Here is a 16,307-nt window from a genome sequence, read left to right on the forward strand (position 1 = left end):
AGAGACTGGTACGAAAGTATTTTAGTTGAAGAAAGATCCGAACGAGTTTGATTCTTGGTTGAGAATCAAATACGTTCGGATTTTTTCATTCGTATAGTAAATGTAGCTTTCATGTGTTTAGTTGCTTCTAGCTGTTGATTGGAGGGCAAGGCGAAGACTCCTGCGGAAAAAGAGGAACAGATGAGACCTCGCAGGAGCGCAAGCGACGAGGAGGCTCAACGGCCGCCCGCGGAAAGCGAAGCCTTGCACGGAAATCAACAGCGGTGTAACGAGTGATTCATACTAGATCGTTTACCTTTTTGTTCGTGTTTAGATGGTATTGATTTGTTTATATCTGAATTACTTTTTTTTCGACATTATTTCTAGGGAAATATGTCGAGGTGTGTTAAGTCTAGTTCCTTAATCAAAATGAAAAGTAGGAATGGTAATAGTATTTTTTCGTCTGGCAATCAGTAAATAAATAATTCCGATTACACTCCATACAATACCGATAAATAAGGATGTTGTTTCTAAGTTAAGCCACATAAAAAATAAAAATAAACTGCCAAGTAAAGGCATAAGTACATATGAAATATATCCACTGAGAGATCGTTTGTTTTGATGAATAAAATAATGGATAAAAACCGCTATGTTCACTGAACTGAACGCAATTAAAGCACCAAAATTAATTAAAGAGGTAGCTTTTTCAAGAGACAGACCTAGTGAAATTAAAGAGAGGCCACCAATAATCACCACGTTCCAAATAGGCGTCTTTGTTTTCGGGTGAATATAGCCAAAAATTCTCCGAGGCAGATAACCATCTTTCCCAATTGCATAGAGAAGTCTTGATGCACTCATATGTGAGACAAGTCCAGAAGCAATAGTTGAAGTCAAGGCCGCTGCTACAAAAATAGATCGAAAAAGCTGGCCGCCAATTTTATAAGCAATTTCCGCTGATGCACCTTCTAAATCATGAAACAAAGAGGCTGAAGGGAAAAGGAGCTGAGCAAAGTAAGAAACTGTGATAAATAAGGCGCCTCCCGTACATGCAATAATGAGAATCCCTTTAGGAATGGTTTTCTCAGGCTTAAGTGTTTCTTCGGCCATGGTGGTTACAGCATCAAATCCTAAAAAAGAAAAGCATAAAATAGCTGCTCCGTTTAATAACAGAGATATAGAGGCCGATTCACTTATAAACGGTTTAAATGATAGCTCTTGGCCTTGAGTTGTAGCACTTAAAATAATAAAGATAATAGCGACTAAAATTTGAAAAGCAACTAATAGCGTACCAAAAGAAACGGTTAAATGAACGCTAAAAATATTCATTATGGTCATGATGACAACAAAGCTGATAATCCATAAGGCCTTTGGAACACCTGGAAACAGAGAGCTTAGGTAAATATTTGTCAAAAGTGCATTGATCATTGGCAGAAATAGATAATCAAGAAGAGCCGTCCATCCTACCAAAAAACCAATGCTTGGATTCAGTACTTGCTGTGCATATGTATAAGAGGAACCAGCTCCGGGAAAAGCTTTTACCATTTTTCCGTAACTAATGGCTGTAAATAAAATAGCAATCAACGTGAATGCATAAGCGCCTGAAACATGTCCATCTGTTGATTCAGTTACAATGCCAAATGTATCAAAAACGGCCATAGGTGCCATGTAGCCTAAGCCTATCACGACGATATGCCATAATTTTAGTTGTTTAAGAAGAGAAGGGTCATGATTCATATTTGTCATCCTTTCTATGTATAATCATTCTGCATTATTTATTATTATACTATATTATTAGGTTTGTCATCTTTTTTTAAAAAAGAAGAGAAAATTGCGCGCTAAGAGATAAAGAGCGTTTAATTGATTACTAGATAAAGCAAAAAAATGCTTTTTTTCACTTTGATTTTTACCATTGAGTCTAGAAAGTATTTTACATAAAATGAAAGAAAGTAAAAAAGCTTCGTTTAGGGTGATCTACTTGTAATAAATACGAAAACAAATTTTTGAATGCGGTTACATTTTGTCGGTATACAAAGTTAAGAATGATGGTAAAGGAGATGAAGGAAGTGATTGCTACACCCTATATAAACTTGGAGATAAATAAGGAACCAGGTGTGCATGTCGTATTGGATGAAACAAAAAAAGATGGTGTTTATTTTATTAAATTAACGGTCAAGTCGGTTAAAAAAAGAATTCTTCCAAAAATGAAATTAAAATGGAGCGTTCCGTTGTTAGATATCCAACTATATAAATCTTTACAAACTAGTAAGGGCGATGTGAGTGCCTCTTTTGTTCATTGTTTTATGAATAAGAATGGTTCTAACCGCTACACCATTGCATGTTCAGACATACGTCATCCTATTCTGTGTGCTCCCAATTGGAAAGAAATGTGTCTAGATGTAGAAATGACTTTATTTAGTGAAAGCACTTGGGCTCTTCATAGCTATGAAACTGAACTGCGAGTAGACACAAGAATGGTTGAAACAGAAGAGTTATTCAAAGATTTAGCGAAATGGTATGAGAGAAAAGAGATTAATCTAGCATCTGCTTTTGAGCATGCAACGGCAATAGATGAAAAAGGAAATGTCTCGTTAGATATTTGATGGTAAGGAGAGGGATAAAGTGGGAATCTTATTTAATGAACGTACAAAGGAATTTCACCTGCAGGGACGCGATGTAAGTTATATCTTTTCAGTGTTGAGAAACGGGCAGCTCGGTCACTTGTACTATGGAAAAAAGCTTAAGCACCGTTCATCTTTTCAGCATTTTTTACGTGTAGAAACAAGAGGAGCTAGCGCTTCGGTATATGAAGGAGAACTAGCATTTTCTCTTGAAACAATCAAACAAGAGTATCCTTCTTATGGAACAACAGACTTCAGAGAGCCAGCTTATCAACTTCTTCAGCAAAACGGAAGCCGAATCACAAATTTTGAATACGATAACCATAAAATTTACAAAGGCAAGAAGCCACTAAACGGCTTACCTGCTACATATGTAGAAGAAGAGAGTGAAGCCACAAGTGTAGAAGTTGAACTGATTGATAAATTGCTCAATGCATCACTTGTTTTAACGTATACCGTTTACGAAGACCGAAATATTATTACGCGTCACGCACGATTTGAGCATAGAGGAGAAGAAGCAGTCGATATTTTGCGTATCATGAGCGGCAGCATTGATTTGCCTACATCAAATTATGAGATGGTTCAGCTTTCCGGTGCGTGGATTCGAGAAAGACACGTGAAAACACGAATGCTTCAGCCTGGTATTCAAAGTATTTCTAGTGCGAGAGGTACAAGCAGCAGTCAGCAAAACCCATTTTTAATTTTAAAGAACCCAGATGCAACTGAACACAGTGGAGAAGCGTATGGTTTTAGTCTTGTATACAGCGGAAACTTTCTTGGACAAGTGGAAGTAGATCATTACAATGTATCAAGAATAACGATGGGCATTCATCCTTTTGATTTTCAGTGGCGACTAGAAAGTGGACAAACTTTTCAATCACCAGAACTAGTACTGGCTTATTCAAATAGCGGGCTAAACGGCCTTAGCCAAGAGTATCACGAGCTTTATCGCAAGCGTCTTGCTAGAGGAAAATGGCGGGATTTGGAGCGACCAGTTTTAATTAATAACTGGGAAGCGACGTATTTTGATTTTAACGAAGAGAAAATTGTACATATTGCCAAAGAAGCGCAAAAGCTAGGCGTTGAACTTTTTGTATTGGATGACGGCTGGTTCGGTAAACGTAACGATGATACAACTTCTCTTGGAGATTGGTTTGTAGATGAAAATAAGCTTCCGGGCGGTATGAAGTCATTGGCTCAAAAAGTAACCGATTTAGGTATGGACTTTGGGTTATGGTTTGAACCTGAAATGATTTCAAAGCAAAGCAACTTGTATGAAAAGCATCCAGATTGGTTGATTCATGTGCCAAATCGTCATCAGTCTCATGGACGAAATCAATATGTGCTTGATTTTTCACGAGAAGAAGTAGTGAATTATATCTATGAACGAATGGAAGCTATTTTAAGTGAAGCGCCTATCTCTTATATAAAATGGGATATGAATCGAAATATAACGGAGGTTGGATCTGTTGGGCTGCCCGCGAACCGTCAGTTTGAAGTAGTACATCGCTATATTTTAGGTGTGTATGATTTGTATGAGCGACTAATAAGGAAGTTTCCGGATATTTTATTTGAATCATGTGCAAGCGGGGGCGCTAGATTTGATCCGGGAATGCTTTATTATGCTCCTCAAGCTTGGACGAGCGATAACACGGACGCGATTGAACGTCTAAAAATTCAGTACGGCACGTCTTTTGCCTATCCAATCAGTTCAATGGGAGCACACGTATCGGCCGTACCAAATCATCAAGTACGCAGAGTAACAAGTCTAGAAACAAGAGGAGACGTTGCGTATTTTGGCGCATTTGGTTATGAGTTAGATGTTACGCTGATGACAGAAGATGAAAAAGAAACCGTAAAACAACAAATTCAGTATTATAAAAAACACCGATCTCTTATTCAAAATGGCATATTCTATCGTTTAAAAAGTCCGTTTGAACAAGATGGAAATGTGACGAGCTGGATGGTTGTTTCATCCGATCAAAAACAGGCAATCATCGGTTATTATCAAGTATTGTCTAGACCAAATCCTTCTTACGAACGCATTGAGCTAAAAGGGCTTCATCCTGATTATGAATATACAGTGATGGAAACAGATCAAACAGCTTATGGAGATGAGCTCATGTACGCAGGTATTGCTCTAACTCATGAGTATCCGGGTGTTGAAGCATACGATGAAAAATCTGGAGACTTTGTATCGGTTATTTACACACTGCAAGCGCAATAAGCAAAAAGCCACTTCTATATCATAGAAGTGGCTTTTTGAGTTAACTATTATTTATACAGTGTTGACATAAAAGGAGAAGTAATGGTAACTTTTAGTTATAATTGTTAACTTTATATTTTTTTAGTTTACTAAAGTGGAGGGGAATCGATGGAAACCACAAGTTTAAGAGATTGGAAAGCACTTGCTCAGTCTATTATTAAAGGGAAAGAAATTACATATAACGAAGCGCTTCAACTTCTTCATGTACCGGATGAAGAAGTGTTAGAGGTCATGAATGCCGCGTACTTAATTCGTCATCATCATTATGGAAAAAAAGTAAAGCTTAATATGATTATTAATACTAAATCAGGTTTATGCCCAGAAGACTGTGGATATTGTTCGCAGTCGATTGTATCAGAAGCGCCGATTGATAAGTATGCGTGGTTAACAAAAGAGAAAATTGTAGAAGGTGCTTTTGAAGCTCAAAAAAGAAAAGCAGGTACATATTGTATCGTGGCGTCAGGCCGCCGCCCTACTGATAAAGAAGTAGCGCACGTAGTGGGAGCGGTAAAAGAGATCCGTCAAAAGACAGACTTAAAAATCTGTGCCTGTCTAGGATTTTTAACAGATGATCAAGCACACGAACTAGTCGAGGCGGGTGTTCATCGCTATAATCATAATTTAAATACTCACGCTGATAACTATAACAATATTTGTTCTACGCATGGATATGAAGATCGAGTCGATACGGTTACTACATCTAAAAAAGCAGGTTTGTCACCTTGTTCCGGTGCGATTTTTGGAATGGGCGAGACAAATGAACAAGCCGTGGAATTAGCTTTTCAAATTAAAAAGTTAGATGCAGATTCTATTCCATGCAACTTTCTTGTTGCCGTTCCAGGAACGCCTCTAGAAGACAAAAAGGCGTTAAAGCCAATGCAATGCTTAAAGCTGTTAGCGATGATGCGTTTTGTAAATCCAGCCAAAGAAATTCGAATTTCAGGAGGCAGAGAAGTCAACCTCAGATCACTTCAGCCGCTTGGTTTGTTTGCTGCAAACTCAATTTTTGTAGGTGACTATTTAACGACTCAAGGTCAAGAACCTACAGCTGACTGGGGTTTAATTGAAGATTTAGGATTTGAAATTGAAGAATGTGCACTGTAAAGCCGTTGAGAAATCAACGGTTTTTTGATTTTTAGGCGATTTACAGGAACTATACGGTTTTTTTACAAAACTCAACAGCTTCTTTATATTTCCTTCATAAATAACCATTATTATAAAACATGTGAACGATAAGTGAATAGTTACTAAGGTTATGAAATTGAGAAACCACAAAAAACAATAGGTCTATATCAATACCCTATGCGTTTTTTGTGGTTTTTTGTGGTTTTTTGTGAATGAAAGGAAGGCATCGTTTTGAATAGGGAAGCAGATTTCTTACAAAAGCTTGGGCAAGACCGTTTGATTGCATCCATTAAAAGCCCGAAAAATTTAGAACAATTTTTAGAAACAGAGATCCAGGCCGCCTTTTTATTAACGGGCAATATTAGTGTGATTAAACGCTATGTAGATTTACTTAAACAGCATAATCGAAAGGTTTTTTTACACGTTGAAAAAATTCCAGGGATTAGCTATGACCGAGAAGGGCTTAAATTCCTTGCTAAGTTTGTAAAGCCTACAGGTATCGTAACCACTAAAAGTTCACTCATTAATTACGCAAAGCAAGAAGGACTGGTTGCTATTCAGCGGCTGTTTCTAGTGGATACAGACGCGGTAGCACAAGGGTTGAAAACCGTTCAAGATATTAAACCGGATGCATTAGAACTAATGCCAGGATTAATTCCGGAGATGATAGAGAAAGTCGTTAAAAAAACAAGTATCCCTATTATTACAGGTGGACTCATTCAAAATGAAAGCCATATCCAAGCTGCTTTAAAAGCAGGAGCTACGGCAGTTTCTACAGGGAAATCATGGTTGTGGAAAAATATGAATGAGAGAAAGGAGCGTTTTTAATGAAAAAAGTAGAGCTAGTTAACATTGCGAAATCATACGATCAAAAAACAAATGTTATTCAAGATATTAACGTCACAATTGAACCGGGAGAGTTTTTTGTACTAGTAGGTCCTTCAGGGTGCGGGAAAAGTACAATGCTGAGAATGATTGCCGGATTAGAAGAAGTCACGCAGGGAGAGCTACTAATTGGAGATGTAAAAGCAAATAAACTGCTTCCAAGTCAGCGCGATTTGTCAATGGTGTTTCAAAACTATGCCTTATATCCGCATTTGACAGTGGAACAAAATATTCTTTTTGGTCTGCATACAAAGAAAATTTCAAAGCAAGAACAGCAAAAGCGCTGCAGGGAAGCAGCAGAGATGCTTGGTTTAAGTGAATATCTAAAAAGAAAGCCTAGACAGCTTTCGGGAGGACAGCGTCAGCGTGTAGCGCTTGCACGTGCTATTGTTACTCATTCGCCTATTTGCTTGATGGATGAGCCGTTATCAAACTTAGATGCGAAGCTGCGCGCGAAGATGAGGTCAGAAATTCGCCAGATTCAGCGTAAGTTAGGTATTACGATGATTTATGTCACGCACGATCAAACAGAGGCGATGACGATGGCAGATCGAATGATGATTTTAAATGGAGGAAATATTCAACAAGTTGGACGTCCGCTTGATATTTACAATGCACCAAAGAACACGTTTGTAGCATCTTTTATAGGTTCTCCCCCTATGAATTTATCAAACGTTTCTATAGAAAATAACTTACTAGTTTTTGAAGATAGAAGAGCTATTTCTATGAGTACACCACACAGTAACCTTAACGGTAAAAAAGAAGTTATGGTTGGAGTGAGACCTGAGCATATACAGCTTGCGACAAACGATAATACGAGTTTTATTGTGGAAGTAGATAATGTAGAAATTCTAGGCACGGAAACACTGCTTACATTTCATATGGGTGACAAGCAGTGGATGGCTAAGTGGAACGGTCAATGGACTATAAAGGTGGGAGAGCGAGTTCCTATTTTTATCGATCCAAAACACCTGTTTTTATTTGATGGCGATACAGGTTCATGCTTGCACTACGAACCATCAACAGAAGATTTAACTGTAAAGGGGGCATTTGTATGAGTGCTGTTACCAAAACAGCAAACTCACCTGTTTCTGTTTCAGCAAACCCAAAAGAAAAAAAATCAATGCCTAATATTATTGTTGGACTATCTTATTTACTGCCATCATTACTGTTATTTAGTGTATTTCTTTTCTACCCAATGATTAAGACATTATATTTAAGTCTTTTTATTACGGACACACGGGGAAATCCCTTAAATTTTGTAGGACTGCAAAATTTCTCATATCTATTTACAGATCCGAACTTCTTACAAAGTATGAAAGCTACTTTTCTATTTGTACTCTACACAGTGCCTATTGGCTTAATTATTGCCTTATTCCTAGCGCTAATCGCAAATGAAAAGCTGAAAGGAATTGGTTTTTTCAGAACAATGTTTTCATCTACGATGGGAATGAGCGTAGCGGCTTCTTCTGTGATTTGGATGTTTATGTATAATCCGACAATCGGGGTTATCAATAAAGTATTAAACCTTATAGGGATTCATGATGTGCAGTGGTTATTAGATCCTAAGTATGCATTGGTTGCTGTGTCTATCTCTACAATTTGGATGAACATTGGGTTTACCTTTTTAATTTTACTTGGCGGGTTACAAAATATTGATGAAAAGCTGTATGAGAATGCGCGTATTGCTGGAGTTAGCTATTGGTATCAGCTCCGCAAAATTACGCTTCCTATGCTTTCCCCAACGCTGTTTTTTATTATCACCGTTTCGTTTATTAACGCGTTTCAAACGTTTGGACAAATTGACATTTTAACAAAAGGCGGACCTACAGATTCCACAAATGTCATTGTTTATTCAATCTACAAAGATGCATTTGTAAACTATAATGTTGGCTCTGCAAGTGCTCAAGCTACAATTTTATTTTTCTGTATTCTACTGGTTACCGCTCTTCAATTCAAGCTTGGAGAAAGGAAGGTACATTATCAATGAGCATCACGAGAAAATGGACAACTTATTTGTTACTCATTGCAGCTACTTTAGTATTGATGTTTCCTATTCTATACGCTTTTTCCATTAGTTTTATGAGTGGAGCGGAAGTGTTGGAAGGAAAGATTTGGCCCTCATCTTTTTCATTTGAAAATTATCTCGCTGCTTTTGAGAAAGTTCCGCTGCTTCATTATTTAATTAACAGTTTTGCAGTGTCTATCTTCGTCATGGCTGGGCAGCTGTTAGTTTCGAGTTTGGCCGCTTTTGCATTTGTATTTATTAAATTTAAAGGAAGAGATGCTATTTTCTTTCTCTTTATCTCTACGATGATGATTCCGTGGGAAGCAACGATGGTTCCTAACTTTTTAACAGCACAAAAGCTAGGGTGGATTAACAATTATTTAGGATTAACGATTCCTTTTTTTGCTTTAGCGTTTGGGACATTTTTGTTGCGTCAACAGTTTAAAACCATTCCGAATGAGTTATATGAAGCTTCTCAAGTTGCAGGTATTAGCCGCTTTCGTTTCTTTTGGAACGTCGTGCTCCCTGTGTCTAAAACAAGTCTAGTCACACTTGGCGTATATAGCTTTTTAACAACATGGAATATGTATTTATGGCCACTACTAGTGACAAATACAGAGGATGTTCGTACCGTTCAGATTGGTTTAAAGCAAATGCAAACACAGGAGATTTCAACTGATTGGGGAGTGGTTATGGCCGCTGTCGTTGTTGTTATCTTACCGACATTATTACTATTATTCCTAGGTCAAAAACGTCTTCAAAAAGGATTAACCCAAGGTGCAATTAAATAGGAGAGTGAATGTGATGAAAAAGATATTGGCTATCGTAACGGCATGCTTGCTAGTTATTCTAGGTGCTTGCTCAAACTCAACTGGTTCTTCGGAAGCGCAAGAAACAAAAAAAACAGCATCAGGTAAAACAGAAGTCGTATTTTGGCACGCTATGAGCGGTGACCTTGAAAAATCACTGAATAAAATTGTCGATGAGTACAATAAATCTCAGGACAAAGTGGAAGTAAAGCCTATTTTTCAAGGAACGTATGAGGAAGCACAAACAAAATTTAATACAGTAGCAGGCACCAAAGATGCACCGGCTATTATGCAAACGTTCGAAGTAGGAACGAAATTCATGATAGACAGCGGTAAGATTCAGCCTGTTCAAAAGTTTATCGATCAAGACCACTATGATACTTCACAGTGGGAGAAAAACATTTCAAGCTATTACCAAGTAGATGGAAAGCAATATTCAATGCCATTTAACTCTTCAACACCTGTTCTTGTTTACAATAAAGATGCTTTTAAAAAAGCAGGGTTGGATCCTGAAAATCCTCCAAAAACGTATGATGAATTAAAGGCAGCTGCAAAGAAATTAACAGAAAAACAAGGAAATAAAACATCGCAATACGGTTTTTCAATTCTAAATTACGGATGGTTCTTTGAAGAGCTAGTTGCTTCTCAAGGCGGCCTGTATGTAGATCACGAAAACGGCCGTAAAGGTGATGCTGAGAAGGCAGTATTTAATGGAAAAGAAGGACAAAACGCATTTGATTTAATCAATGATATGTACAAAGAAGGTACATTCTACAACGTAGGACAAAACTGGGATGATATGCGCGCAGCATTTCAATCTAAAAAAATTGCAATGTTCCTGGACTCATCAGCAGGTATTAAAACACTAGTAGACAATGCTCCATTTGATGTAGGCGTATCTTATATTCCTGTCCCAAAAGAAGAGGATCGCCAAGGAGTAGCTATTGGCGGAGCATCTTTATGGATGTCTAAAGGAATCAGTGATGAAACATCAAAAGCAGCCTGGGACTTCATGAAATATTTAGCAACACCAGAAGTTCAAGCAAAATGGCACGTAGAAAGTGGATACTTTGCAGTTAACACAAAAGCGTATGAACAAGATATTGTGAAAAAAGAGTGGGAGAAATATCCGCAGTTAAAAGTAACGGTTGATCAGCTTCGTGAAACAAAGCCTACTCCAGCTACGCAAGGTGCTTTAATTTCTGTGTTTCCTGAATCGCGTCAAAAAGTAGTAACAGGGATGGAAAGCCTGTATCAAGGAGTAAAGCCAAAAAAAGCGCTTGATCAAGCAGCAAAAGAAACAAATAGAGCATTAGAAGTAGCCAATCAAAAATAACGTATGATTACGAAGCTCGTCTTTCAAGTTATTTTGAGGACGAGCTTTTTACTTAGTGAATGACTAGTTAGGGGAGATAGAGGACAATGAATACTTCAATTGATCTTTATGCGCATCGCGGCTTTAGCGGACGATATCCTGAAAATACAATGATTGCATTTGAAGAAGCTAGGAAAATGCAAGTTGCAGGTATTGAATTAGATGTACAATTAACAAAAGACGGGGAAATAGTAGTTATTCACGATGAACGAATTGACAGAACGACGAATGGAATGGGGTATGTTCAAGAATTTTCATACAAACAGCTGCGTTTATTCGATGCTGGCAGTTGGTATGACTCTCGTTTTTCTAAACAATCGATTCCGACATTAGTAGAAGTATTTGAGTGGATGATGGACAAAAAGATAAAATTAACGGTGAATATTGAATTAAAAAATGACCGAATTTACTATCCAAAACTTGAAGAAAAAGTTCTTCGTCTAATCGATGAGTTTGATTTAGAAGGTCAAGTTATTTTGTCATCTTTTAACTATGATAGCTTGGCTAAAGTGAGATCTCTCCATTCATATATACCAACAGGTTTTTTATTTGAAGGGGTGAGCGAAGATGCGATTGGAAAAGCAAAATCGATAGGAGCGCACCTACACTGTGATATGTCGTTTGCTCTTTCTTCATACGGGAAAAAAGCAAAGCAAGAAGGATTAGACTTACGGGTATATACAATTAATGAAATGAATGACTTTTTGAAGCTCCAGCAGGCTTCAGTAAAAGTAGTGATGACAGATTACCCTAACCGTTTTTTCTCTACCATGTTCAAAGGATGACGTAGAAAGAAGCCGGGACAAAAATATTTGACCCACAGTGAAAAACGAACCCTTGATCAACATGTTTGATTAGTGGTTCGTTATGTCTCAATCTCTTTTTTCACAAAAATATTATTGTATTCTGAATAGTATAAAATTTATATTGTGAAATTGTTTTATAGATGATATATTGAGAATAGATTATAATGTTCCTTATGAAAGCGAATACATGTTGCGTAGCTCCGCAAACGTTCATTTGCCGGTCCCTAGCATCGTCTGTTATCTCTTTTAGGAGGAATAAAAAATCATGTATGATCAAGATACTATCTATATTATTGGAGATGCCAAAGCTCCTCAAAGCAATCCGATTACTAAAAAGTTCAATCAGTATTTTTTAGGGTTGGTAGTTGATAAAACAAATGGGAAAATTATTGATGTGGAATGTTCAGCGACGATTGAGTTGACCGTTCGATTTGTTGAATCGATTTTTATTGGACGTCACATAAGTGATCCCACCCTTACAGACGAAATTAACAGCCGCTACTTCGGGTCTTCCCAAAAAGCGCTGGTGGTAGCGTTTCATGATGCACAGAAAAAATATCAGCAAATAACAGCTGCTTTGTCTACATAGACCTAGACGAAATCCAGCCTGACGTTTTCAAACGTTGGGCTGGATTTTGTTTTGTATAAAAACATTTTCGTGGAGATGAAGGGGGAAGAATAAATGATTCAAGATGGATTTATGTATGTGAGTGTGTTAACTGCCTTTGCTGCACTCATGGTAGGGATTGAAAAAAGATTTAAAGCCAATCGATTTTTTAAATTTATCCCGGGTATTGTACTTATTTATATAGGAGCTGCTCTTATGCAAACGGCAGGGTTATTTGGGGATAGCGAATCAAATGTCGCCATGTATACGGGTGTTAAAAATGCACTGCTTCCGGCCATGCTGATGCTTATGCTGTTAAAGTGTGATGTTCGAAGTGTAATTAAACTTGGTCCAAGAATGCTGGGAGGATTCATCGTTGCGGTTTTTAGCATAATGGTAGGTTTTATCCTCGTCTATGCCATCTTTAAGAATTTCTATGTAGAGGATACGTGGAAAGCTTTTGGTGCTTTATCAGGAAGTTGGACCGGAGGATCAGCTAACATGGTTGCTCTCCAAGGGATTTTGGATGTTCCAGAAAATATATTTGGCTACGCTCTTATGATGGATACGATTAACTATGCCGTATGGGTTATGTTTATGTTTTGGCTTGTACCATTTGCATCTAAATTTAATAAATGGACAAAAGCAGACGTCAGCTTTATTGAGAATAGTATAGATGAAGTCGCAGCAACTTCTGAAAGCGAAAAAGAAGGCCCTCAGTTTCAGCATCTTCTTTATTTACTTGGTCTAGGTTTGTTCGTTTCGGCATTTTCTACATTTATCGGAGGGCTTTTGCCTGAAGTGGGAGCGGTTATTAATGCAACGAGCTGGACGATTATGATTGCTTCTGTGGTTGGTCTAGTGCTTGCTGTAACCCCAGCGGCAAAAATTCCAGGTACGCTCGATGTATCAAACGTTATGTTATACATCGTTGTAGCGTTAATTGCTTCTCAATCAGATTTTTCAAATTTAGCTCAGGCTCCTATTTACTTAGTATCTGGTTTTCTCATTATGTTCGTGCACTTAGTGATCATGCTGTTGCTAGCTAAACTATTTAAATATGATTTATTTACGCTCGGAGTAGCAAGTTTAGCTAATATTGGTGGAATGGCGTCTGCTCCAATGCTTGCAGCTGCTTATAACCGTGCACTGATTCCGGTAGGAGTCATTATGGCTCTGATGGGTTCCTTCTTAGGTACTTATTTTGGTATGATGATCGCCAAAATTTTAGGGGCGATCTAAGAATAAACCAAAAGTACGTATGAAAGAATATTTGTGCTGAATCGAAAGGAAGCGATTGAAATGATAATTAAAGACATAACTGTAAAGCATCAAACCGTTCCACTGCTCGTTCCGTTTAAAACAGCGCTTCGAACAGCAACAGAGATAGACAGCATAAGTGTAGAGATTCAGTTAGAAAACGGAATAAAAGGAAAAGGAGCGGCTTCGCCAACATATGTTATTACAGGCGATTCTTTAGAAGGCATTCAAGCTGCACTTCAAGGACCTATTAAACTAGCGCTAATAGGGGAGGATATACGTCAGTTTCAAAAACTCTTAAAAAAAATTCAAAGCTGCTGTATTCACAATTCAAGTGCTAAAGCAGCTGCTGATATCGCTTTGCATGATGCTTATACAAAGTTTCTCAACATTCCTTTATATGCTTTCTTGGGCGATAAGCAGCCTATCTCTACGTGTATGACGATAAGTGTTGATACACCTGAGAAAATGGCTGAAGACGCACAAAAAAGTGCAGCGGACGGATTTGACATTTTAAAAGTAAAGGTAGGTTCAATTCCTGAGCTAGACCTTGAGCGTATTAAACATATTCGATCTGTCATTCCGGATCATGTAAAACTTCGTTTGGATGCAAATCAAGGATGGACTCCAAAACAAGCAGTGCAATTAATTAATAAAATGGAAACTCTCAATTTTGGTATTGAATTGGTAGAACAACCTGTCCCTGCTCATGATTGGGAAGGGTTAAAGTTTGTGACTGAACGAGTAAACGTACCCGTTATGGCAGATGAGAGTCTATTTTCTGCCAAAGATGCATTAAGGCTTGTAAGCGGGCGGTACGTGGATCTTTTGAATATTAAGCTAATGAAGTGCGGAGGAATTAATGAAGCAAGAAAAATCGCAAGTATTGCTGAGGCGAACGGTGTTGCATGTATGATTGGAAGCATGATGGAACCATCACTTTCCGTGGGAGCAGCTGCTCATCTGGCAGCCGCTCATCCGAATATCACGTATTTTGACTTAGATGCTCCTCTTTGGCTTTCAACTGAACTGGATGTGTTAAAGTACAGCGGTCAAGAGGTTTTCTTATCAGATCTTCCTGGAATAGGAGAAATCACCGTTCCTATCTCAAAATAAAAGGATAGTAATATAGTAGAAGGAGAGAGACGATGAATATAAAACGTTGGCTTTTGACGGCAACAACAGTTATTTTAGCTACATTTGGGGCCAGTGCAGTTCCTTCTGTTCATGCTTCTGAAGAAAAAGAAACTGCTTATATAGATGTCGCAGCAGCTACTCTGTGGACAGCACCAAACATCTTGCGTGAAGTGGACGCTCCGTCAGCTACTAATCCTGTAGATATGAAAAAGTGGACCACATCGATGAATTTGAAACAGAAGCAGCAGTTATCTAGCGATGGGATGCTTGAGACACAAGCGTTATATGGAAACAAAGTAACGGTTTTAGACGAACAAGGAGACTGGGTCAAAGTAGCTGTAGACGGACAGCCTACTTCTCGAAATGAATTAGGATATCCCGGATGGATGCCTACTAAACAATTAACCTATAGCAAAAGGTACGAACAGTATGCAAAGAAGCGTTTTGTAATGGTGACGGCCCCGACTACTTATTTATATCATTCGCCTTCTTTAAAAAAGAAAGGTATTGAAGTTAGCTATAATACGCGCTTACCTCTTTTGTCAAAATCAAAGAGTGCATATAAAGTATTAAAACCAAATGGAAAGACAGCATGGATTTCTACAAAAACAGGAAAAATCTACGCGTCTCAAAAAGATATTCCTGTACCAACTGGCACGGAGCTTGTTGAAAGTGGAAAGGCATTTTTAAATCTTCCATATTTATGGGCTGGCATGAGTGGTTTTGGATTTGACTGCTCTGGATTTACGTTTACGATGTACCAATCCCATGGTATTACGATTCCACGTGACTCAGGGCCACAGTCTCGAGCAGGGAAACCAGTAGATATGAACAACCTTCAACCTGGAGACTTATTGTTCTTTGCCTATAACCAAGGAAAAGGAAGCGTCCACCATGTAGCAATGTATGCGGGAGATGGCATGATGATTCATTCGCCGAACTCCGAGCGGACAGTAGAGATTATTCCTTTAAACACGAAGGGATATATTGAAGAGTATGCAGGTGCACGTCGTTATTTACCTTAATCAGTAAGATAAGAAAGAAGCTCTTTTTGTGAAGGGCTTCTTTTTTAATATAGAGTATAGATAAAAATTAGAAAATTTAGTTTATTTATGTTTAACTACTTCTCAGTAAGGGAAAAAGTTAAATAAGAGAAAAAAATCATTTTTCTTCTTGAAACATATTGACTTTATATGCAAAGCGTTATATTATTATGAAGCGTCGTTGAGACACACTCGTAACAACGAAGCTAAAAAAAGAATTTTAAAAAGTTGTTGACATTACGTTGATAACTTGATAAGATAATAAAGTCGCTTAAGAGCGGCGGTTGAACTTTGAAAACTGAACAAAGCGACAAACGTCAACGTTAATTTTTTTATTTTATATGAGCAAGTCAAACATTTCTTCGGAGAGTTTGATCCTGGCTCAGGAT

15 protein-coding genes are annotated in these 16,307 nt (G+C 37.9%); 14 read left to right on the forward strand and 1 reads right to left on the reverse strand.

Annotation, left to right across the window (positions count from 1 at the left end):
• Window positions 1-134 precede the first annotated feature (134 nt).
• Window positions 135-269, forward strand: coding sequence for a hypothetical protein (locus ACN6NE_RS13305; RefSeq protein WP_276319771.1), 135 nt, complete (start codon window positions 135-137; stop codon window positions 267-269).
• A gap of 130 nt (window positions 270-399) precedes the next feature.
• Here the strand turns inward: ACN6NE_RS13305 and ACN6NE_RS13310 are convergent, their stop codons facing one another.
• Window positions 400-1,713: an APC family permease gene (locus ACN6NE_RS13310; RefSeq protein ID WP_129705950.1), complete on the reverse strand. Its 1,314-nt coding sequence runs from the start codon at window positions 1,711-1,713 to the stop codon at window positions 400-402.
• Between the two features lie 320 nt (window positions 1,714-2,033).
• On the opposite strand from ACN6NE_RS13310, the gene ACN6NE_RS13315 reads away from it, so the two are divergent.
• The 13 genes from ACN6NE_RS13315 (at window position 2,034) to ACN6NE_RS13375 (ending at window position 15,900) form a co-directional block, all read left to right on the forward strand.
• Window positions 2,034-2,579, forward strand: a complete 546-nt coding sequence (locus ACN6NE_RS13315) for a hypothetical protein (protein WP_240702582.1) — start codon at window positions 2,034-2,036, stop codon at window positions 2,577-2,579.
• A gap of 19 nt (window positions 2,580-2,598) precedes the next feature.
• Complete coding sequence (locus ACN6NE_RS13320; protein ID WP_474325540.1) at window positions 2,599-4,824, forward strand: alpha-galactosidase; 2,226 nt, start codon at window positions 2,599-2,601, stop codon at window positions 4,822-4,824.
• Between the two features lie 147 nt (window positions 4,825-4,971).
• Entirely contained in the window at window positions 4,972-5,967 is a 996-nt protein-coding gene (gene bioB / locus ACN6NE_RS13325) for a biotin synthase BioB (RefSeq protein WP_129705954.1), read from the forward strand.
• A gap of 252 nt (window positions 5,968-6,219) precedes the next feature.
• On the forward strand, window positions 6,220-6,816 hold the full coding sequence (locus ACN6NE_RS13330) for a glycerol-3-phosphate responsive antiterminator (RefSeq protein ID WP_474325543.1): 597 nt from the start codon (window positions 6,220-6,222) through the stop codon (window positions 6,814-6,816).
• Window positions 6,816-7,931 (forward strand): ABC transporter ATP-binding protein, encoded by a 1,116-nt coding sequence (locus ACN6NE_RS13335; protein ID WP_129705957.1) that lies wholly within the window; start codon window positions 6,816-6,818, stop codon window positions 7,929-7,931. The genes ACN6NE_RS13330 and ACN6NE_RS13335 overlap by 1 nt, the downstream gene beginning before the upstream one ends.
• Window positions 7,928-8,863: a carbohydrate ABC transporter permease gene (locus ACN6NE_RS13340; protein WP_474325546.1), complete on the forward strand. Its 936-nt coding sequence runs from the start codon at window positions 7,928-7,930 to the stop codon at window positions 8,861-8,863. Before ACN6NE_RS13335 ends, ACN6NE_RS13340 begins: the two co-directional genes overlap by 4 nt.
• Window positions 8,860-9,672, forward strand: a complete 813-nt coding sequence (locus tag ACN6NE_RS13345) for a carbohydrate ABC transporter permease (protein ID WP_474325548.1) — start codon at window positions 8,860-8,862, stop codon at window positions 9,670-9,672. The genes ACN6NE_RS13340 and ACN6NE_RS13345 overlap by 4 nt, the downstream gene beginning before the upstream one ends.
• Window positions 9,673-9,685: 13 nt before the next feature.
• On the forward strand, window positions 9,686-11,026 hold the full coding sequence (locus ACN6NE_RS13350) for an ABC transporter substrate-binding protein (protein ID WP_474325550.1): 1,341 nt from the start codon (window positions 9,686-9,688) through the stop codon (window positions 11,024-11,026).
• Window positions 11,027-11,112: 86 nt separating this feature from the next.
• Window positions 11,113-11,850, forward strand: a complete 738-nt coding sequence (locus ACN6NE_RS13355; protein ID WP_129705965.1) for a glycerophosphodiester phosphodiesterase — start codon at window positions 11,113-11,115, stop codon at window positions 11,848-11,850.
• 286 nt (window positions 11,851-12,136) lie between these two features.
• Entirely contained in the window at window positions 12,137-12,460 is a 324-nt protein-coding gene (locus tag ACN6NE_RS13360; protein ID WP_474325553.1) for a DUF3870 domain-containing protein, read from the forward strand.
• Between the two features lie 93 nt (window positions 12,461-12,553).
• On the forward strand, window positions 12,554-13,720 hold the full coding sequence (locus ACN6NE_RS13365) for a DUF819 family protein (RefSeq protein ID WP_129705967.1): 1,167 nt from the start codon (window positions 12,554-12,556) through the stop codon (window positions 13,718-13,720).
• Between the two features lie 60 nt (window positions 13,721-13,780).
• Window positions 13,781-14,854: a dipeptide epimerase gene (locus ACN6NE_RS13370; protein WP_129705969.1), complete on the forward strand. Its 1,074-nt coding sequence runs from the start codon at window positions 13,781-13,783 to the stop codon at window positions 14,852-14,854.
• Between the two features lie 32 nt (window positions 14,855-14,886).
• On the forward strand, window positions 14,887-15,900 hold the full coding sequence (locus ACN6NE_RS13375) for a C40 family peptidase (RefSeq protein ID WP_474325558.1): 1,014 nt from the start codon (window positions 14,887-14,889) through the stop codon (window positions 15,898-15,900).
• The last annotated feature ends 407 nt before the right edge of the window (window positions 15,901-16,307 follow it).

The organism is Priestia sp. 53B2, from assembly GCF_056099005.1.